This is a genomic window from Serratia sp. CY52157, assembly GCF_052168495.1.
GTDB lineage: Bacteria > Pseudomonadota > Gammaproteobacteria > Enterobacterales > Enterobacteriaceae > Serratia > Serratia ureilytica.
The window spans coordinates 452,799-472,167 of sequence record NZ_JBJNMO010000003.1 but is presented as its reverse complement, the minus strand read 5'-3'; the positions used below and the strand labels follow the sequence as shown (position 1 = coordinate 472,167).

At 60.6% G+C, this 19,369-nt stretch carries 17 protein-coding genes; 1 reads left to right on the top strand and 16 read right to left on the bottom strand.

Translation table 11 applies throughout. The features are described from left to right. Positions 1 to 6: 6 nt before the first annotated feature. The 15 genes from ftsZ to mraZ all read right to left on the bottom strand — a co-directional run bounded on the left by ftsZ (position 7) and on the right by mraZ (position 16,836). Positions 7 to 1,161: a cell division protein FtsZ gene (gene ftsZ / locus ACJ8IP_RS16035; RefSeq protein WP_004932757.1), complete on the bottom strand. Its 1,155-nt coding sequence runs from the start codon at positions 1,159 to 1,161 to the stop codon at positions 7 to 9. Between the two features lie 74 nt (positions 1,162 to 1,235). Beyond that, positions 1,236 to 2,492, bottom strand: coding sequence for a cell division protein FtsA (gene ftsA, locus ACJ8IP_RS16030; protein ID WP_004932758.1), 1,257 nt, complete (start codon positions 2,490 to 2,492; stop codon positions 1,236 to 1,238). Further along, entirely contained in the window at positions 2,489 to 3,340 is an 852-nt protein-coding gene (ftsQ, locus tag ACJ8IP_RS16025; RefSeq protein ID WP_004932761.1) for a cell division protein FtsQ, read from the bottom strand. The genes ftsA and ftsQ overlap by 4 nt, the downstream gene beginning before the upstream one ends. Before the next feature lies 1 nt (position 3,341). Beyond that, the gene (locus ACJ8IP_RS16020) at positions 3,342 to 4,262 is read right to left on the bottom strand and encodes a D-alanine--D-alanine ligase (protein ID WP_442524451.1); all 921 of its coding nucleotides are present in this window, start codon (positions 4,260 to 4,262) and stop codon (positions 3,342 to 3,344) included. After that, a complete protein-coding gene (murC, locus tag ACJ8IP_RS16015) occupies positions 4,255 to 5,730 on the bottom strand; it encodes a UDP-N-acetylmuramate--L-alanine ligase (protein ID WP_025301571.1) in 1,476 nt (491 codons plus the stop codon). The genes ACJ8IP_RS16020 and murC overlap by 8 nt, the downstream gene beginning before the upstream one ends. Before the next feature lie 83 nt (positions 5,731 to 5,813). After that, positions 5,814 to 6,878: an undecaprenyldiphospho-muramoylpentapeptide beta-N-acetylglucosaminyltransferase gene (gene murG / locus ACJ8IP_RS16010; RefSeq protein ID WP_004932773.1), complete on the bottom strand. Its 1,065-nt coding sequence runs from the start codon at positions 6,876 to 6,878 to the stop codon at positions 5,814 to 5,816. A gap of 3 nt (positions 6,879 to 6,881) precedes the next feature. After that, on the bottom strand, positions 6,882 to 8,084 hold the full coding sequence (ftsW, locus tag ACJ8IP_RS16005) for a cell division protein FtsW (RefSeq protein WP_015376649.1): 1,203 nt from the start codon (positions 8,082 to 8,084) through the stop codon (positions 6,882 to 6,884). After that, positions 8,081 to 9,400 carry a UDP-N-acetylmuramoyl-L-alanine--D-glutamate ligase gene (gene murD, locus ACJ8IP_RS16000; protein WP_033651671.1) on the bottom strand — a complete coding sequence of 440 codons (1,320 nt, stop codon included), beginning with the start codon at positions 9,398 to 9,400 and terminating at the stop codon, positions 8,081 to 8,083. The genes ftsW and murD overlap by 4 nt, the downstream gene beginning before the upstream one ends. Positions 9,401 to 9,402: 2 nt before the next feature. Continuing rightward, positions 9,403 to 10,485, bottom strand: a complete 1,083-nt coding sequence (gene mraY, locus ACJ8IP_RS15995) for a phospho-N-acetylmuramoyl-pentapeptide-transferase (protein WP_004932782.1) — start codon at positions 10,483 to 10,485, stop codon at positions 9,403 to 9,405. Beyond that, positions 10,479 to 11,840 (bottom strand): UDP-N-acetylmuramoyl-tripeptide--D-alanyl-D-alanine ligase, encoded by a 1,362-nt coding sequence (murF, locus tag ACJ8IP_RS15990; RefSeq protein ID WP_033651672.1) that lies wholly within the window; start codon positions 11,838 to 11,840, stop codon positions 10,479 to 10,481. Before murF ends, mraY begins: the two co-directional genes overlap by 7 nt. After that, positions 11,837 to 13,324, bottom strand: a complete 1,488-nt coding sequence (gene murE, locus ACJ8IP_RS15985) for a UDP-N-acetylmuramoyl-L-alanyl-D-glutamate--2,6-diaminopimelate ligase (RefSeq protein ID WP_033651673.1) — start codon at positions 13,322 to 13,324, stop codon at positions 11,837 to 11,839. Before murE ends, murF begins: the two co-directional genes overlap by 4 nt. Then, entirely contained in the window at positions 13,311 to 15,074 is a 1,764-nt protein-coding gene (locus ACJ8IP_RS15980) for a peptidoglycan glycosyltransferase FtsI (RefSeq protein ID WP_004932790.1), read from the bottom strand. Before ACJ8IP_RS15980 ends, murE begins: the two co-directional genes overlap by 14 nt. Before the next feature lie 42 nt (positions 15,075 to 15,116). Beyond that, positions 15,117 to 15,437, bottom strand: a complete 321-nt coding sequence (ftsL, locus tag ACJ8IP_RS15975; protein WP_033651674.1) for a cell division protein FtsL — start codon at positions 15,435 to 15,437, stop codon at positions 15,117 to 15,119. Continuing rightward, positions 15,434 to 16,375, bottom strand: coding sequence for a 16S rRNA (cytosine(1402)-N(4))-methyltransferase RsmH (gene rsmH, locus ACJ8IP_RS15970; RefSeq protein WP_004932794.1), 942 nt, complete (start codon positions 16,373 to 16,375; stop codon positions 15,434 to 15,436). Before rsmH ends, ftsL begins: the two co-directional genes overlap by 4 nt. Positions 16,376 to 16,377: 2 nt before the next feature. Beyond that, a complete protein-coding gene (gene mraZ / locus ACJ8IP_RS15965; RefSeq protein ID WP_004932796.1) occupies positions 16,378 to 16,836 on the bottom strand; it encodes a division/cell wall cluster transcriptional repressor MraZ in 459 nt (152 codons plus the stop codon). Positions 16,837 to 17,699: 863 nt separating this feature from the next. On the opposite strand from mraZ, the gene ACJ8IP_RS15960 reads away from it, so the two are divergent. Continuing rightward, the gene (locus ACJ8IP_RS15960; RefSeq protein WP_033651675.1) at positions 17,700 to 18,140 is read left to right on the top strand and encodes an L-alanine exporter AlaE; all 441 of its coding nucleotides are present in this window, start codon (positions 17,700 to 17,702) and stop codon (positions 18,138 to 18,140) included. Positions 18,141 to 18,174: 34 nt separating this feature from the next. Here the strand turns inward: ACJ8IP_RS15960 and cra are convergent, their stop codons facing one another. Beyond that, complete coding sequence (cra, locus tag ACJ8IP_RS15955; protein ID WP_004932801.1) at positions 18,175 to 19,179, bottom strand: catabolite repressor/activator; 1,005 nt, start codon at positions 19,177 to 19,179, stop codon at positions 18,175 to 18,177. Positions 19,180 to 19,369: the final 190 nt, after the last annotated feature.

The following is a 19,369-nucleotide window of genomic DNA, read 5'->3' as shown; positions in this document are numbered from 1 at the left end:
ATATTCTTAGTCTGCCTGTTTACGCAGGAAGGCTGGAATATCAAGATAGTCGGGCTCTTTATTCGGCTGCGCAGCTTGGTCGTTGACCACCTTCGCGGCAGGTTTCACTTCCTGCGGCAGAGGCGACATGCCGTGCTGCTGATAACGGTGATCCATCACCGGCTGGCTGGCCTGCTTATTGGTCACCAGGGTGATTTCAGGACGCTTGTCCATACCGATACCGGTTGCAACCACGGTTACGCGCAGTTCGTCGTTCATTTCCGGATCCAGCGAGGTACCGATAACCACGGTGGCGTTGTCGGAAGCGAACGCACGGATGGTGTTACCCACGGTTTCGAACTCATCCAGACGCAGGTCGAAGCCGGCGGTGATGTTGACCAGTACGCCGCGCGCGCCGGACAGGTCGATGTCTTCCAGCAGTGGGCTGGAGATCGCCATTTCGGCCGCTTCTTCGGCGCGGTCTTCACCGCAAGCCACACCAGAACCCATCATCGCGTAGCCCATTTCGGACATCACGGTGCGCACGTCGGCGAAGTCGACGTTCATCAGGCCCGGACGGGTGATCAGCTCGGCGATACCCTGCACCGCGCCTTTCAGCACGTCGTTGGCCGCGCCGAACGCGTCCAGCAGGGAGATGCCGCGACCCAGAACTTTCAACAGCTTGTCGTTCGGGATGGTGATCAGTGAGTCCACGTGTTTGGACAGTTCAGCGATACCCTGCTCCGCGAATGCCATGCGCTTTTTGCCTTCGAAGTTGAAAGGCTTGGTCACCACGGCCACGGTCAGAATACCCAAATCTTTAGCCACTTCAGCCACCACTGGCGCCGCACCGGTACCGGTGCCGCCGCCCATGCCGGCTGCGATGAAGACCATGTCTGCGCCGTCCAGCGCTGCGCGCAGGGCTTCGCGGTCTTCTTCCGCTGAATTGCGACCCACTTCCGGGTTCGCGCCCGCACCCAGACCTTTGGTAATACCGCTACCAATCTGGATGGTTTGGCCAACCGCCGTTTTGCGGAGCGCCTGGGCGTCCGTGTTCACAGCGAAGAATTCAACACCTTCGATGCGCTCGCGCACCATGTGTTCAACGGCGTTGCCACCGCCGCCGCCGACGCCGATGACTTTAATCACCGCGTCATTGGTTAGTTCCATTGGTTCAAACATAGTTTCTCTCCGTTTTGTGCCTGTCGCTGCGAGATCATAAAAAGATTACTCAGCATGATCTCTTTGTTGAAACATTAAAACTCTTTTCTCAGCCAGCTATTGATGCGTTTAAACCAATTGCCCACCGAGGCGCGTTTTTCTACTTCTGTCTCACCGCTCAGGTGAGACTCTTTTCCATAGTGCAGCAGACCTACCGCCGTCGAGTAGTAAGGCTCCTGCGCATAATCCGTCAGACCCGTGATGTTCAAGGGTTGGCCGATGCGTACCTGGGTGTGGAACACCCGTTGCGCACAGGCTGCCAGGCCATCAATCTGGGCGGCGCCACCGGTCAGCACGATACCGGCCGCCAGATGATGCTTCACCCCTTGCTGACGCAGTTGCTCCTGCAATTGCAAAATTTCATCGTTAACCAGATTCAACAGTTCGGTGTAGCGTGGCTCAATGACTTCAGCCAGCGTCTGTCTTTGCAGACTGCGCGGAGGACGTCCCCCGACGCTAGGCACCTCTACATTCTCATCCTTGCTAACAATCGACCCAAGCGCACAACCGTGTCGAACTTTAATCGCTTCCGCGTCGGTCGGCGGCGTGCCGAAGGCGTAAGCGATATCGCTGGTGACCACGTTCCCGGCGTAAGGGATCACTTTGGTGTGGCGCAGCGCACCGCCGGTGTACACCGCCATATCCATGGTGCCGCCGCCGATATCCACCACGCAAACGCCGAGTTCGCGTTCATCTTCGGTCAGCACCGCGTAGCTCGCGGCCAAACCGGCGAAAATAAGTTGGTCAACTTTCAGGCCGCAACGTTCCACGGCCTTGACGATGTTCTTCGCCATATCGTTATGGCAGGTAATCAGATGCACCTTGGCCTGCATGCGCACGCCGGACAGCCCAACCGGGTTTTTGATGCCTTCCTGATAATCGATGGCGTATTCCTGAGGAATCACGTGCAGGATGCGGTGTTCGTCACGCACGCGCACCGATTTGGCGGTGTGCACCACGTTCTCCACGTCGTCCTGCGTCACTTCCTCTTCCGAGATAGGCACCATGCCGATTTCGTTCTGGCAGCTGATGTGTTTGCCCGACAGCGCCAGGTACACCGACGAGATCTGGCAGTCCGCCATCAGCTCGGCCTGATCGATGGCGCGCTGTACGCACTTCACCACCGACTCCAGGTCGTTTACGCCGCCCTTATCCATGCCGCGAGACGGGCAGCTGCCCACCCCGATAATGTTGACCATGCCATCGGGCAGAACTTCCCCTACCAACGCGGAGACTTTTGCAGTACCGATCTCCAGTCCAACTACCAGTTTTCTGTCCGTCGACTTGATCATTGTTGTTTTGCCTGTGCCTGATTCTGTTGCTGATTACTGTTTTGCTGACCGCCAAGCGCCTGCGGATCGACCAACACCGGAGCCCACCCTACCGAAGCGCCGGACTCGTAGCGCAAATCGACATAGCTGACACGCTTGCTCTCCGCCTGGCCCTGCTGCTGCAATACCGGGTAAAGCTCGATAAACCGCTGCAAACGCCCGTTGCGGTCATCGCGCCCCAGCTCAAGCCGGACATCGTTGTCCAGCGCCAGCTGCCAGGAATGGCGCGCGGTCATCGCCGCCATTTTCAGCGTATATTTGCTGGCCGCCAACGTGGCGCTCATCGCCCGATAGCCTTCCAACACATCCTGCTCGCTCCCTTCCGGCCCGTAGAGCAGCGGCAACTTCTGCTTGCCCGCCCGCTCCGCCGGCACGCTGAACGCTTTGCCCTCGGCGTCCACCATGTGCAAATCGTTCCAGCGCGCCACCGGGACATACTCCACCAGATGGATCTTCAGCTCATCTGGCCATTGTTTGCGCACGCTGGCCTGCTTGATCCACGGCAGACGTTCGATCTGCTGCTGGATGACGTCCACATCCTGCGTCATAAAGGTGCCGGGCGCGCCCAGCGCCAGGATCGCCTGACGAATATCATCGTTGGTGGTGTAATGGCGTTCGCCGGTCACCACCAGCCTTGAGAGCGGCAGGCGACTGGCGTCTTTCATCCAGCCAAGCACCGCCCAACCGCTCCACACGACCGTTCCCAACACCATCAGCAGGAAAATCATTCCCGCCAACTGGGTTCCATTGCTGCGGCGCGGGCCGTTATCCACCTCGCGATCGCGCGCATTCAGGGCAGCTTGCGACATATCAGTCGGCCAACTCCAAAATTCTCGCCACTAGCTGCGAGAAGCTTAATCCAAACTGGCGCGCCGCCATCGGCACCAGGCTATGACTGGTCATGCCCGGAGAGGTGTTTACCTCAAGCAGATAGAAGCTGCCATCGCTGTCTTGCATCACGTCGACGCGGCCCCAGCCGCTGCAGTCCAGACCGCGGTAGGCGCGCAGCGCCAACGCCGCCATCTCGGCTTCCTGCTCGGCGCTCAAACCGCTCGGGCAGAAGTACTGCGTATCGTCCGAAATGTACTTGGCCTGATAGTCGTAAAACACGCCGGCCGGCTGGATGCGGATCGACGGCAACACCTGGTCGCCCAGCATCGCCACGGTGTATTCCGGGCCGCTCAACCACTTCTCCACCAGCACATCGTCGTCATGGCGGAAGGCTTCTTCAAACGCCGCTGCCAACGCCGCGCTTTCGGTGACCTTGCTCATGCCGACGCTGGAGCCTTCACGGCTCGGCTTGACGATCACCGGCAGGCCGAGATCCGCCACGCGCGCCAGCAGCGCCGCTTTTTCGGCGCCGAGATACAGCTGGCGATTCAGCGCCACGTAAGGCGCCACCGGCAAGCCCATCGATTGCCACACCATCTTGGTGCGCCATTTGTCCATGGTCAGCGCCGAGGCCATCACGCCGCTGCCGGTATAAGGCAACTCGAGAAACTCCAGCAGCCCCTGCAGGGTGCCGTCCTCGCCGCCGCGGCCGTGCAGCGCGATAAACACTTTGGTGAACCCCTGCTCTTTCAGCTGGGTCACCGGGAAATCGCGGGTATCGACGCCATGCGCATCGATACCGGCTTCGCGCAACCCGGCCAGCACCGCGGCGCCGGACTGCAGAGAAACGTCACGTTCAGCGGAGGTGCCACCCAGCAGAACTGCAACTTTATCAGCCATGGTGCTCCTCCTCTTTCTTCGGCGGCTGCAGCTTCAGCTCGGCCAGTTTACGGGCGATTTTGCCCACGTTGCCGGCGCCTTGCACCAGCACCAGGTCTTCATCCTGCAACAGCTGCGCCAGGGTTTCCGGCACGGTATCGGCATCGGAAACCAGGATCGGATCCAGCTTGCCGCGGCTGCGGATGGTGCGGCACAGCGAGCGGCTGTCCGCGCCCGGGATCGGCGCTTCGCCGGCGGCGTACACGTCGAGCATCAGCAGCACATCCACCTGCGACAGCACGTTGGCGAAATCGTCGTACAGATCGCGGGTGCGCGTGTAGCGGTGCGGCTGGAAGATCATCACCAGACGCTTGTCCGGCCAACCGGCGCGCGCCGCTTTCAACGTGGCGTCCACTTCGGTCGGATGGTGGCCGTAATCGTCCACCAGCATCGCGCTGCCCGCTTTGCCGTTGACCGGCTCCAGCGGAAACTCGCCGAGGAAATCGAAGCGGCGCCCGGTGCCCTGGAAGCCCGCCAGCGCGCGCAGGATATCTTCGTCGTCGATGCCTTCTTCGGTCGCTACCGCCACCGCCGCCGCTGCGTTCAACGCATTGTGGCGGCCCGGCGCGTTCAGCGTCACCGTCAGCAACGGTTTGTCCTGACGGCTCAGGGTAAAGTGCCCCTGCGGCCCAATCTGCCGGTAGTCTTCGATGCGCACATCGGCATCTTCACTGAAGCCGTAGGTGGTGATATGACGACCCACGCGCGGCAGCAGCTCACGCACCACCGGATCGTCGATGCACATCACCGCGCGACCGTAGAACGGCAGGTTGTGCAAGAAATTGATAAACGTCTGCTTCAGGTTCTCGAAGTCGCCCTGGTAGGTGTCCATGTGGTCGGCTTCGATGTTGGTGACCACGGCCACCATCGGCTGCAGATGCAGGAACGACGCATCGCTCTCATCCGCTTCCGCGATCAGATAACGGCTGGACCCCAGTCGTGCGTGGGTGCCCGCCGCCTTCACCAGCCCGCCGTTAACGAAGGTCGGGTCCAGGCGGGCTTCGGCGTAAATGCTCGAGACCATCGCCGTGGTGGTGGTTTTGCCGTGCGTGCCGGCGATAGCGATGCCGTGGCGAAAACGCATCAGCTCCGCCAGCATTTCAGCGCGGCGGATCACCGGGATGCGCGCTTCACGGGCGGCGACGATCTCCGGGTTGTCGGCGGAGATGGCGGTAGATACCACCACCACACTCGCATCCAGCACGTTTTCCGGACGGTGATTGAAATAAATCGTCGCCCCGAGCGCGCTCAACTGCTGGGTCACCGGATTTGGCGCCAGGTCGGAGCCGCTGATCTGATACCCTTCGTTTGCCAACACTTCGGCGATACCACCCATGCCGGCGCCACCGATGCCGACAAAGTGAATGTGCCGGACGCGACGCATCTCGGGCACGATAGTACGTAGTTTCGCCAGTTGTTGTGTATTCATCACTCTCTCTAATCCGGATCCGGTATCCCGGCCTACATCACATTGCTTTTATTCAGGTTCGGCGCGCCGAACCCCTGCACTCGTTACTTGGCGAGCCGCACCAGCTCCGCCGCCACGCGCTCGGTGGCGTCCGGAATGGCGACCGCGCGCGCTTTCTCGGCCATGGCCAGCAGCGTCTTGCGATCCCAGCTCGCCAGCAGTTCGGCCACCACATCGGCGTTGAACTGCGGCTGTTCGATAATCTTCGCCGCGCCGGCTTCTTCCAGCGGGCGTGCGTTCCAGTACTGTTGACGATCCTTGTGCATGAACGGCACGAAGATCGCCGGCAACCCCGCCGCCGCGATTTCGCTGACGGTCAACGCGCCGGAGCGGCAGACCACTACGTCGGCCCAGGCATAGGCGGCGGCCATGTCGTCGATGAACTCGGTCACCTTGTGCTGTGTCTGCCCTACCCTCTCGTAGTCGCGCAGCACCGTTTCCAGCGCGCCCTTGCCAACCTGATGCCAGAGCGTAATTCTATCGCCCAAACGCGCCGCGACTTCAGGAACTGTCTGATTCAGCACGCGGGCGCCCTGACTTCCGCCAATCACCAGCACGCGGATCGGGCCTTCGCGCCCTTGCAACCGCTCCGCCGGCAACGGCAGCGCCAACACGTCGGTGCGCACCGGGTTGCCCACCACCTCGGCGTTCGGGAACGCGCCGGGGAAGGCCTGCATCACTTTGGCGGCGATGCGCGCCAGCCAGCGGTTGGTCAAGCCGGCGATGCCGTTCTGCTCGTGCAGCACCACCGGGATGCCGCACTGCCAGGCCGCCAGGCCGCCGGGGCCGGAAACGTAACCGCCCATCCCCAGCACCACATCCGGCTGATAACTGCGCATGATGGCTTTCGCCTGCCGCACCGCCTGCCAGATCCGCAGCGGCGCCGTCAACTGGGCCTTCAGGCCCTTGCCGCGCAGGCCAGAGATGCGGATAAAATCAATCTCGATCCCGTGCTTCGGCACCAGATCGGCTTCCATTCGGTCTGCGGTTCCGAGCCAGCGCACCTGCCAGCCCTGCGCCATCAGATGATGCGCGACCGCCAGCCCCGGGAACACGTGCCCGCCGGTACCGCCTGCCATCACCATTAAACGCTTAGGTTTCCCGCTCATCCCTTACCTCTTCACAAACGCCTGAGCCTTGGTCAGGCGCGTTTCATAATCAATTCGCAGCAACAGCACGATCGCCGTCGACATAATCAGCAAGCTCGAGCCGCCGTAACTGATCAGCGGCAGCGTCAGACCTTTGGTCGGCAGCATGCCCGCGGCAGCGCCGACGTTAACCAGCGCCTGGAAGCTGAACCACACGCCGATCGCGCAGGCCAGGAAGCCGGAGAAGCGTTGGTCGATCTCCAGCGCGCGGCGCCCGATGGACATCGCGCGAAAAGCGACGAAGAATACCATTAACAGGGCTAAAACCACACCGATATAGCCCAGTTCTTCACCCAAAATGGAGAAGATGAAGTCGGTGTGCGCTTCCGGCAAATACTCCAGTTTCTGCACCGAGTTGCCGAGCCCCTGCCCCCAGAACTCGCCGCGGCCGAATGCCATCAGCGACTGGGTCAACTGGTAGCCGCTGCCGAACGGGTCGGCCCACGGGTTCCAGAACGAGGTCACGCGGCGCATACGGTACGGTTCCGCGATAATCAGCAGCACCACGGCGAACACGCCGGAGCCGATGATCGCCAGGAACTGCCACATTTTCGCGCCGGCCAGGAACAGCATCGCCAGCGTGGTGATGAACAGCACCACCACGGTGCCGAGATCCGGCTGCGCCAGCAGCAGCACCGCCAGCACCACCATGACGCCCATCGGCTTACAGAAGCCCCAGAAGTTGCTGCGCACCTCTTCCACCTTGCGCACCAGATAGCTCGCCAGGTAGCAGAACAGCGACAGCTTGGACAGCTCCGCCGGCTGAATACGCAGCGGGCCGAGCGCGATCCAGCGCGAGGCCCCGTTCACCGAGCTCCCCACCACCAGGACGATCAGCAGCATCACGATCGACATCAGCAGCATCACGTTGCTGTAGCGCTGCCAAACTTCCATCGGGATGCGCAGCGTCACCAGCGACAGGCCGAACGCCAGGCCGAGGTACAACGCATCGCGTTTGGCGAACAGGAACGGATCGTCCGCCAGGCGTTGGCCGATCGGCATCGACGCCGAGGTCACCATCACGAAGCCGATAATCGCCAACCCGAAGGTCAGCCACAGCAGGGTGCGATCGTACAGCACCATGTTGACCGCGTCGTTGTCGCGCGCGCCGGTCACCCAGTCTTTCAGCCGTTCTGTCAGCCCGAAGTTCGGCAAGCGTAGTTTCATCCGCCAAGCTCCTGCGCCAGGCGGGCGAACTCATCGCCGCGCACTTCAAAATTACGGAACTGATCGAGACTGGCGCAGGCCGGCGACAACAGCACCATATCGCCGGGCTGTACGCGGCCGGCGATGGTGCGCATCGCCTGCTCCATGGTCTCGGTCAGCGTCGCCACTTCCGGCCGCAGCTGCGCCAGCTGGGCACCGTCGCGGCCAAAGCAATACAGCCGCACGTTGTCGCCCTGCAGATAGCGCGCCAGCGGCGAGAAATCGGCGGACTTGCCGTCGCCGCCCAGCAGCAGATGCAGCGTGCCGTCCACCTGCAGGCCGTTCAGTGCCGCTTCGGTGCTGCCGACGTTGGTGGCTTTGGAATCGTTGATCCAACGCACGCCGTTGTTCTCCCAGGCCAGCTGGAAGCGGTGCGCCAGGCCGGTGAAGGTGGTCAACGCCTTCAGGCTGGAGGCTCGCGGGATATTGACCGCATCCGCCAACGCCAGCGCCGCCAGGGCGTTGGTGTAGTTGTGGCGGCCGGTCAGCTTCATCTCGCGCGTGTTCAGCACCTTCTCACCGCGCACCCGCAGCCAGGTTTCGCCCTGCTGACGGTTCAGGTGATAGTCGCCCACGTCCGCCCCGAAGCTGACGCAACGTTCGTCGGCGCCGCGCACCGGCATGGTCAGCGCATCGTCCGCGTTCACCACGCACACCGCGGCGTTTTCATACACGCGCAGCTTGGCGCCGCGATACTGCTGCAGGCCAAACGGATAGCGGTCCATATGATCTTCGGTCACGTTCAGGATGGTCGCCGCCGCCGCCCGCAGGCTATGCGTCGTTTCCAACTGGAAACTGGACAGCTCCAGCACATAAAGCTGACATTCCTGGCGCAACAGGCTCAGCGCCGGCAGGCCGATATTGCCGCCCACGCCCACCGCCCAACCGGCGGCTTTCGCCATCTCGCCCACCAGGGTGGTGACGGTGCTCTTGCCGTTGGAGCCGGTAATCGCCACGATCGGCGCCTGCGCCTCGCGGCAGAACAGTTCGACGTCGCCGACGATTTCCACGCCGGCGTCAGCCGCGGCGCTCAATGCCGGGGTCGCCAGCGCGACGCCCGGGCTGGCGACGATCAGATCCGCCGCCAGCAGCCAGTCCTGGTTCAAATCGCCCAGATGGCGCTCCACGCTTTCAGGCAGTTTGTCCAACCCTGGCGGCGCGATACGGGTATCCATCACGCGCGGCGTCACGCCGCGCGCCATGAAGAAATCGACACAGGACAGGCCGGTGAGGCCCAACCCGATGATGACGACTTTTCTACCCTGATAGTCTGCCATGATTAACGCACCTTCAGCGTTGCCAGGCCAATCAGCACCAGCATCAGCGAAATGATCCAGAAGCGCACGATCACGCGCGGCTCCGGCCAGCCTTTCAATTCATAGTGGTGGTGAATCGGCGCCATGCGGAAAATGCGTTGTCCGCGCAGCTTGAACGATCCCACCTGCAGGATCACCGACAGCGTCTCTACCACGAACACGCCGCCCATGATCACCAACAAGAACTCTTGGCGCAGCAGCACCGCGATGGTGCCCAGCGCGCCGCCCAGCGCCAGCGAACCGACGTCGCCCATAAACACCTGAGCCGGGTAGGTGTTGAACCACAGGAAGCCGAGGCCGGCGCCGACGATGGCGGTGCAGACGATCACCAACTCACCGGCATGACGCAGATACGGAATATGCAGGTAGTTGGCGAAGTTCATGTTACCGGTCGCCCAGGCTACCAGCGCGAAACCGGCCGCCACGAATACCGTCGGCATAATCGCCAGGCCGTCCAGACCGTCGGTCAGGTTGACCGCGTTGCTGGTGCCGACGATGACGAAATAGGCCAGCAGGATGTACAGCAAGCCCAACTGCGGCATCACGTCCTTAAAGAACGGCACAACCAGCTCGGTGGCTGGCGTGTCTTTTCCTACGGCGTACATGGCGAATGCGACAATCAGCGCAATCACCGACTGCCAGAAATACTTCCAGCGGGCGATCAGCCCTTTGGTGTCCTTACGCACCACCTTGCGGTAGTCATCGACGAAACCGACGATGCCGTAACCCACCAGCACAAACAGCACGCACCAGACATACGGATTGGACGGGTAGGCCCACATCAGCACCGAAATGGTGATGGAGGTCAGGATCATGATGCCGCCCATGGTCGGCGTGCCGCGCTTGCTGAAGTGCGACTCGGGGCCGTCGTTACGCACCACCTGGCCGAAGGACATTTCTTGCAGACGCTTGATCACCCGCGGGCCCATCCACAGCGACAGGAACAGCGCGGTCAGCAGGCTGACAATGGCTCGGAACGTCAGATAAGAAAAGACGTTGAAGCCTGAGTAATACTTGACCAAATGCTCGGCCAGCCAAACTAACATGGTGCTTTCTCCTGTAACGCGCGTACTACCTGCTCCATTGCGGCACTACGTGAACCTTTGATTAACACGGTGATGACCGCATGTTCCGACAGTAATTCCGCCACGCGCGCGATCACTGCTGTCTTGTCCTGATAATGTTCGCCGTTGCCGGAAGCCTCGCTCAGCACGCGGCTCAACCCGCCGACGCTGATCACTTTATCGACCCCGGCCTGGCGGGCGGCTTCACCCACCTGACGGTGGCACTCTTCCGCTTCTGCGCCCAGCTCGGCCATATCGCCGACCACCATCACGCGGTAGCCCGGCATCTCCGCCAGCACCTGCGCCGCCGCAGTCATCGACCCGACGTTGGCGTTGTAGCTGTCGTCCAGCAGCAGCTTGCCTTCGGCCAGCGCCACCGGGAACAAACGCCCCGGCACCGCCTGCAATTGTTTCAACCCCTGACGCACCGCTTCGAGGGTGGCGCCCACCGACATCGCCAGCGCCGTGGCCGCCAACGCGTTGGCCACGTTGTGGCGCCCCGGCAGCGGCAGCGCGATCTCGGCGGTGCCGAACGGGCTGTGCAGCGTAAACTGCGTGCCTGCGCCGTTCACCCGCACGTCGTCCGCGAAGAAGTCCACGCCTTCGGCCGCCTGCGGCGAGAAGCGCCAGACGGTTTTGCCGCCCAGCATGCTCTGCCAGTGCGGCCAGTCGTTGTTATCGGCGTTGATGATCGCCACGCCGTCGGCCGGCAGGCCGGTAAAGATTTCACCTTTCGCCTGGGCGACGCCGGCCAGCGAGCCGAAGCCTTCCAGGTGCGCCGCCGCCAGGTTGTTCACCAAAGCGGTCTGCGGACGCGTCAATGCGGTGGTGTAAGCAATTTCGCCAATGTGGTTAGCGCCCAGCTCTATCACGGCAAAATCATGCTGCGGCTCCAGACGCAACAGCGTCAACGGCACGCCGATGTCGTTATTGAAGTTGCCGGCGGTATACAGCACTTCGCCGCATTCACGCAGAATGGCGGCGGTCATTTCTTTCACCGATGTCTTGCCCGAGGAGCCGGTCAGCGCCACCACGCGCGCCGGCACCTGCTGACGCACCCAGGCGCCAAGCTGCCCCAGCGCCAGACGGGTGTCTTTCACCACCAGCTGCGGCACGTCCACCAATAAGCGCTTACTGACCAGCAACGCCCCGGCGCCTGCGGCTACGGCATCCGCCGCAAAGTCGTGAGCGTCGAAACGCTCGCCTTTCAGCGCCACAAACAGGCAACCGGCGGTCACCTTGCGGGTGTCTGTCGTCACCTCGACAATTTGGCAATCGGCGCCGATCGGTTCAGCGCTCAATACCTCAGCCAGTGTCTGAAGAGAGACAGGGATCATGCCAGCACCCCCAGCAGTCGGGCGACCGTCGTGCGGTCGGAGTAATCCAGGCGGCGGTTGCCCACCAGCTGATAATCTTCGTGGCCTTTGCCCGCCACCAACACCACATCCTGCTCCTGCGCCTGCATGATGGCGCTGGTCACCGCTTCGGCGCGGCCGTGGATCACCAGCGCCTGCCCGGCATCCAGTAATCCGGTCAGGATATCGTTGATAATCGCGCGCGGCTCTTCGGTACGCGGGTTGTCATCGGTGATCACCACGCGATCGGCGAACTGCTCGGCGATGCCGCCCATCAGCGGACGCTTGCCCTTGTCGCGATCGCCGCCGCAGCCGAAGACGCACCACAGCTGCCCCTGGCAGTGCAGGCGCGCCGCTTCCAGCGCTTTCTCCAGCGCATCCGGCGTGTGGGCGTAATCCACCACGACCGTCGGTTTGCCCGGCGCGTTAAACACTTCCATGCGGCCGCAGACCGGCTGCAGACGGTTGCCGGTTTCCACCAGCGCCTCCAGCGGGTAGCCCAGCGACAGCAGCGTCGCCAATGCCAACAGCAGATTGCTGACGTTGAAAGCGCCCATCAGGCGGCTTTCGATCTCGCCGTCGCCCCAGCTGGAGCTGAACCGAACCGTGGCGCCGTTGTCGTGATAATCGACCGCCGTGGTTTTCAGCCAGCGGCCGTGGCAGCCCGGCTGCAGGTTGTCCTGCATCGTCACCGCCACCGCATCCGGCAGCTTGCTCAGCCAGCGCTGGCCGACTTCATCGTCGGCGTTGATGATCGCCTGCCCCACATTGTGGGCGGCGAACAGCGACCATTTGGCCGCTTCGTAATTGGCCATGTCACCGTGGTAATCCAGGTGATCGCGGCTCAGGTTGGTGAAGACCGCGGCAGCGAACGGCAGCGCCGCCACCCGGTGTTGCACCAAACCGTGGGATGAGACTTCCATCGCGGCGAAGGTCGCGCCCTGTTCCGCCAAGTCGTTTAATACGTGTTGAACATCCACCGCAGAACCGGTGGTATTCTCGGTCGGGCAGACCTGGCCCAGCAGACCGTTGCCGACGGTGCCCATCACCGCGCTGGTTTCGCCCAGCAGTTGGCTCCACTGCGCCAACAACTGCGTGGTGGTGGTTTTGCCGTTGGTGCCGGTCACGCCGACCAGGCGCAGACGCTCGCCCGGCTGATGGTAAAAACGCCCGGCCAGCGCGGAAAGGCGCTGGTTCAGTTGACTCAGGTAGATCACCGGCACGCCGTGCATCTCAACGATGGCGCCGTCTTCGGCCTGACCGTCAGCTTCGGCGATCACGGCGGCGACGCCCTGCGCGATGGCCTGCGGAATATAGCGGCGTCCATCCGTTTGATGGCCGACCACGGCGACAAACAGATCCCCGGCAGCCGCCACACGGCTGTCTAATGTCATTTCCCGCAGCGCGCGCCCGGGCGCCGTCGGCACCCATGGGGCGAGTAAGTCGCGCAAATTACGATCTGCCACCTGAACCCTCTTTCTTGTTAATCACTAATTCGCTTTTGTCACCGGTGGGCAACGCGTCAGGCTCGACGTTCATGGTCCGCAATACGCCGCCCATGATGGCGCCGAACACCGGCGCGGAGATTGCGCCACCATAGTATTTCCCACCCTGCGGGTCGTTGATGACGACCACCAGGGCAAAACGGGGGTTACTTGCCGGCGCGACGCCGGCGGTATAAGCGATGTATCGGTTGACGTATTTGCCGTCCGGGCCCACTTTTTTCGCGGTACCGGTTTTGATGGCGATACGGTATCCCTTGATGGCGGCTTTCACGCCGCCGCCGCCCGGCAAGGCCACGCTTTCCATCATGTGCACCACGGTGCGCACCAGAGGTTCAGGGAAAACGCGTTCGCCGGCGACCGGAGGGTCAACCTTGGTGATCGACAATGGGCGATACACGCCCAGACTGCCGATCGTTGCATAGACTCGCGCCAACTGTAACGGAGTTACCATCAGCCCGTAGCCGAAAGAGAAGGTGGCCCTCTCTATGTCAGACCACCGTTGTTTTTTTGGGTATATGCCACTGCTTTCTCCGACCAGCCCCAAATTGGTCGCTTTTCCCAGCCCAAAACGAGAGTAAGTATCTACTAACGCTGAGGACGGCATCGCTAACGCCAGCTTTGAAACACCGACGTTACTCGACTTCTGCAAGATCCCGGTCAATGACAGCTCCGAGTACCGCGCCACGTCTTTGATCTCGTGGCCCTGAATGCGGTACGGGATGGTGTTCAGCACGCTGTTTTCTCTCACCACGCCGTTTTGCAGCGCGGTCATCACCACCATTGGCTTCACGGTTGAACCGGGTTCAAAAATATCGGTGATAGCGCGGTTACGCATGGTTTCTTTCGGCGTACCGGCCATGTTGTTCGGGTTGTAAGACGGGCTGTTGGCCATCGCCAGCACTTCGCCGGTGTTCACGTCGATCAGCACCGCAGTGCCCGATTCGGCCTTGTTGAACGCCACGGCGTTGTTCAGCTCGCGATACACCAGCGCCTGCAGGCGCTCATCGACGCTCAGCACCAGGTTATGCGCCGCCTGGCTATCGACGGAGGAGATATCTTCAATCACTCGGCCGAAGCGGTCCTTGCGCACCGTTCTCTCGCCCGGTTGCCCGGTCAGCCAGCGATCGAAGCTCTTCTCGACGCCTTCGATGCCTTGCCCGTCGATGTTGGTCACGCCGATGATGTGCGACGTCACCTGCCCCGCCGGGTAGTAACGGCGCGACTCCTGCCGCAGGTAGATCCCCGGCAGCTTGAGTTTGTGGATGTAGTCGCCGATCGCCGGGTTAACCTGGCGCGCCAGATAAACGAAGCGCCCTTTCGGGTTGGCGTTGATGCGGTTGGAAAGCTGGTCCAGCGGGATGTTGAGCGCATCGGAAAGCGCTTTCCAACGGCTGTCCAGCGTGATGCCGCCGCGTTCGTTCAGCTCTTTCGGATCGGCCCACACCGCATTCACCGGCACGCTGACCGCCAACGGACGGCCGGCGCGATCGCTGATCATGCCGCGCGCGGTCGGCACTTCCTGCACGCGCAGCGAACGCATGTCGCCTTCTTTCACCAGACGATCGGGGTTGATGACCTGCAGGTACGCGACGCGCAGCATCAGGCCAACCATCGCCAGCAAAATGCAGCCGCACAGCAACGCAAAACGCCAGCTGACAAAGCTGGCCTGATCTTCCTGGCGTCTCAACTTACCGGGGCGCGCTGCTTTCATGCGTTTCCTTTCTACTCCGTGTCATTATTCCGGTTAAACCATTCATTGTTTAACGATGATATTTTCCTGCGATGGATCAACGTGTTGCATCTGCAGTTTTTCTGTCGCGATACGTTCAACCCGGCTATGATCGCCGAGGGCGTTCTCTTCTAAAATCAGGTTGCGCCACTCGATATCCAGCGCATCGCGCTCCAGAACCAGCTGCTCGCGTTCGGCGGTCAGCAGGCGGGTGCGGTGCGCGGTGGTCACCACGAAAATCGCGGAGACCAGTGACGCAATCAGTAAAATCATGGGGATCTTGGCGTTGCGCAGCAGATCGCCGCCAATCACCCCGACCAGGCCGTGACGTTCGTTGCCAATCACGCGGGCATCCTCTCAGCAATGCGCAGCACCGAGCTGCGCGCACGCGGGTTGTCCGCCACTTCCGCTTCCGACGGCATCATTTTGCCCAGCGCTTTCAGCGTTCGCCCGCCCATGCCGCGCAGTTGCTCCTCGGTCAACGGAATGCCCGCCGGCACCTGGGCGCCGCGGCTGTGGTGTCGCATAAAGCGTTTGACGATGCGGTCTTCCAGCGAATGGAAGCTGATGATCGACAAACGGCCCTGCGGGGCCAGCACTTCCAGCGCGCCGTCGAGCGCACGCTCGATCTCTTCCAGCTCGCTGTTGATATAAATGCGGATCGCCTGGAAGCTGCGCGTCGCCGGATGCTTGTGCTTTTCACGGAACGGGCTGGCATCGGCGATCAGATCCGCCAGCTCTTTGGTGCGCGTCATCGGCTCCACGCGGTTTCTTTCGACGATGGCGCGCGCGATGCGCTTGGCGAAACGCTCTTCGCCGAAGGTTTTCAGCACCCAGGCGATGTCGTCCGCTTCGGCCTTCATCAGCCACTCTGCGGCAGACAGGCCGGTGGACGGATCCATGCGCATGTCCAGCGGGCCGTCGCGCATAAAGGAGAACCCGCGCTCCGCGTCGTCAAGCTGCGGCGAGGAAACGCCCAGATCGAGCAGAACGCCGTCGATCTTGCCCACCAGCTCGCGCTCCCGCACATAGTGCGACAACTCGGAAAATGGGCCGTGTACGATGGTAAAACGAGGATCTTCAATAGATTTGGCGGCTGCAATCGCCTGAGGGTCACGGTCAATTGCCAGCAACCGCCCTTCCGGCCCCAGTTGGGACAGAATCAGACGAGAATGGCCACCGCGACCAAAAGTACCGTCGATATATATGCCGTTGCTGCGGATATTGAGGCCGTTGACGGCTTCGTCCAGCAGGACGGTGGTGTGTTTATAGTTTTCCAACATGCTTATAGCGACAAGTCCTGTAGCCGCTCAGACAACGGTTCCTGAGTCGACTGTTCAGCGTCAATATCATCCTTGACTTGTTGATACCAGGTCTGTTCATCCCACAGTTCAAACTTGTTGAACTGACCGACCAGCATCACTTCTTTCGTGAGCCCGGCGTGTTGCCGCAGCGTACTGGCTAACAGCAAACGACCGGCACTATCCATCTGACACTCACTGGCATGTCCCAACAGCAGGCGCTGAACGCGGCGCTCGGCGGGATTCATGCTCGACAGACGTGATAATTTTTGTTCAATAATTTCCCATTCGGGCAAAGGATAAAGCAGCAGGCAGGGCTGATGGAGGTCAATGGTACAGACCATTTGGCCTTGCGATTCCTCGTTGAGCAATTCCCGATATCGGGTAGGTACGGCGAGCCGCCCTTTGCTGTCGAGGTTGACCATCGTCGCTCCACGGAACATTCCTGAGCTACCCCTTAGTGACCGTTTTCACCACTTTACCCCACAAATTCCCACACAATGGAGTTTACGGAGGGTATGAAAACCTTGTCAAGCCAGAGCGCCAGCGCTTTGGCAATATTTCTCTGGTCATTTTGGGAGCTGACTCGCGAAAGAAACTCTGATTATTCGACGATTAAAAATTAACACCATGATAAACGGAGAGAATTTTCTAAGCGGAAAGAATCTGATTAAAAACCTGACGAACTGGCGATTAATTAACTCATTACTTCCTTCTGCAAGCCATGTCTCATTTTTCAGCTCGGCAATCTCAGGGCTGTAACCGCTGCCGCCCCGCGCGCGCCAAGGCTCGGCGCCTGACGAGTCGACCGCAGAATAAGGCCATAACTCCTTGAGTTAATAACGCTCAATCGTTATTCACCGTGAAACTGCGCGCTATTTTACTTCAATTTGCACCGCCGTGATGAGAGCACGGCGAAAATAAATGGCTCGGATATTACGAGCAGAAGTAATTTCGATTTAAATCAATTTGGTAAGATTATTCCCAAAACACCTGTTTACAATTATGGTTTCATTTTCTTACACCTTTATTTCCACAATTTTTGCCGGAAAAATCCCCCTGCGGACACAAAAAATCGCAACAGCATGTTTTTAATAGGTTTATTTAAAAACACCGATTTTAATCTCTCCATCCCTTCCTGCTCCCCGGCCCTGCGGGACAAAAACCGAACAAATGTTAAAAATAAAAATATAAACCTAGTTAAAAAACACAAACCAGATCAGTAAACTATATAAAAAGCAAAAAACCAGAATTAACAACCACAAATTATAAAATTAACAGAACATTAACACAAAAGGAGAGGTACATGCTTTCGCCCGCCGCACACTGGCGCAGCGCCGCTGCCGATACGTTTGCACTGGTGGTGTACTGCTTTATCGCCGGTATGGCGATTGAAGTGTTGATCTCCGGCATGAGCTTCCAGCAATCCCTCTCTTCACGCCTGTTGTCGATCCCGGTCAACATTCTGATCGCCTGGCCTTATGGCCGCTATCGCGATCTGTTTATCCGCACGGCGCGCCGTTGCCCGCACGGCCAGTTCCTACTGCGCAATCTCGCCGATCTGCTGGCCTATGTCAGCTTCCAGTCGCCGGTTTATGCTGCAATTTTATGGAGCGTGGGCGCCGACGGCCAACAAATGCTGGCGGCGGTAACCAGCAATGCGCTGGTCTCCATGGCGATGGGCGTGGTGTATGGTTACTTCCTGGAATACTGCCGGCGGCTGTTTCGGGTGGCAGGTTACGTCTAAAGGAGCCCGCCAACGCGGGCCCCTGTCAGGCAAACTACTTGCGGCTCAGGCTGCCGCGGCGGAACAGATTGCGGCGAATGCGCGTCAGCCCCGGCTTGGGTTTACGCGGTTCGTCCAGGCTGGCCAGCACCAGTTCCAGCACGCGCTCGGCCACGTCGCGATGGCGCTGCGCTACCGCCAATACCGGGCACTCAAGGAAATCCAACAGTTCATGATCGCCGAAGGTGGCGATCGCCAGATCGGTCGGCAAGCGGCCGCGTTGCTTCAGCGTCACGTCCATCACGCCCTGCAATAAAGAGAACGACGTGGTAAACAGCGCCTGCGGCATCGGGTGCGTTTTCAACCATTCGGCAAACAGCGCGCCGGCGGCTTCGCGTTCGTAGCTGTTGGCGTACAGGTAATCGACGTGGCGGGGATCCTCTTGCCAGGCCTGGCGGAAGCCCTGCTCACGCAGGAAGCTGACCGAAAGCTCCGGCAAGGCGCCCAGGTACAGCACCGACTCCGCCGGGAAGGTGCGCAGCTCCTGCGCCAACGCAAAAGCGTCTTCCTGGTCGGCGCCCACAACGCTGATGAAATGCTCGCGATCCAGCGCGCGGTCCAGCGCGATGATCGGCAGCGGATCGTTGGCCCAGCGTTGATAGAAAGGATGCTCCGGCGGCAAGGCGGTGGAGACGATGATGGCGTCCACCTGACGCTGCAGCAGGTGCTCAATGCAGCGCATTTCGTTGTCCGGCTGATCTTCGGAACAGGCGATCAGCAATTGGTAACCCCGCTGGCGCGCCTGGCGCTCCAGGTAGTTGGCGATGCGGGTATAGCTGGTATTTTCCAGATCCGGGATCACCAGGCCGATAGAACGGGTGCGCCCGGCGCGCAGCCCCGCCGCGACGGCATTCGGGTGATAGTTATGCTCCCTGACCACGGCCATCACTTTCTCGACGGTTTTATCGCTGACACGATACTGCTTCGCCTTGCCGTTGATGACATAACTGGCCGTCGTGCGCGAAACGCCCGCGAGACGCGCGATTTCATCCAGTTTCACATTAACCCCTTAATGACGCTGAAAATAGAAGTGAAGGCTGTGCTCGGATTAACCATGGCATCCCGTGCGGTTATTCAATCCAGCCTCTGCGATCTAACAGCAGAAAACACTACCTAGCAACCGCTTTTGCCGAAAGGTGCCGGCAATCGGGCAAAAAAGGCCGAAAAACAAAGGGCGCAGCCACGCCGCG

What these genes read in the sequence shown, in the direction of transcription:
- ftsZ (WP_004932757.1), bottom strand. Translation starts at nt 1,161, where the DNA reads ATGTTTGAACCAATGGAACTAACCAATGACGCGGTGATTAAAGTCATC.
- ftsA (WP_004932758.1), bottom strand. Translation starts at nt 2,492, where the DNA reads ATGATCAAGTCGACGGACAGAAAACTGGTAGTTGGACTGGAGATCGGT.
- ftsQ (WP_004932761.1), bottom strand. Translation starts at nt 3,340, where the DNA reads ATGTCGCAAGCTGCCCTGAATGCGCGCGATCGCGAGGTGGATAACGGC.
- ACJ8IP_RS16020 (WP_442524451.1), bottom strand. Translation starts at nt 4,262, where the DNA reads ATGGCTGATAAAGTTGCAGTTCTGCTGGGTGGCACCTCCGCTGAACGT.
- murC (WP_025301571.1), bottom strand. Translation starts at nt 5,730, where the DNA reads ATGAATACACAACAACTGGCGAAACTACGTACTATCGTGCCCGAGATG.
- murG (WP_004932773.1), bottom strand. Translation starts at nt 6,878, where the DNA reads ATGAGCGGGAAACCTAAGCGTTTAATGGTGATGGCAGGCGGTACCGGC.
- ftsW (WP_015376649.1), bottom strand. Translation starts at nt 8,084, where the DNA reads ATGAAACTACGCTTGCCGAACTTCGGGCTGACAGAACGGCTGAAAGAC.
- murD (WP_033651671.1), bottom strand. Translation starts at nt 9,400, where the DNA reads ATGGCAGACTATCAGGGTAGAAAAGTCGTCATCATCGGGTTGGGCCTC.
- mraY (WP_004932782.1), bottom strand. Translation starts at nt 10,485, where the DNA reads ATGTTAGTTTGGCTGGCCGAGCATTTGGTCAAGTATTACTCAGGCTTC.
- murF (WP_033651672.1), bottom strand. Translation starts at nt 11,840, where the DNA reads ATGATCCCTGTCTCTCTTCAGACACTGGCTGAGGTATTGAGCGCTGAA.
- ACJ8IP_RS15980 (WP_004932790.1), bottom strand. Translation starts at nt 15,074, where the DNA reads ATGAAAGCAGCGCGCCCCGGTAAGTTGAGACGCCAGGAAGATCAGGCC.
- rsmH (WP_004932794.1), bottom strand. Translation starts at nt 16,375, where the DNA reads ATGTTGGAAAACTATAAACACACCACCGTCCTGCTGGACGAAGCCGTC.
- mraZ (WP_004932796.1), bottom strand. Translation starts at nt 16,836, where the DNA reads ATGTTCCGTGGAGCGACGATGGTCAACCTCGACAGCAAAGGGCGGCTC.
- ACJ8IP_RS15960 (WP_033651675.1), top strand. Translation starts at nt 17,700, where the DNA reads ATGCTTTCGCCCGCCGCACACTGGCGCAGCGCCGCTGCCGATACGTTT.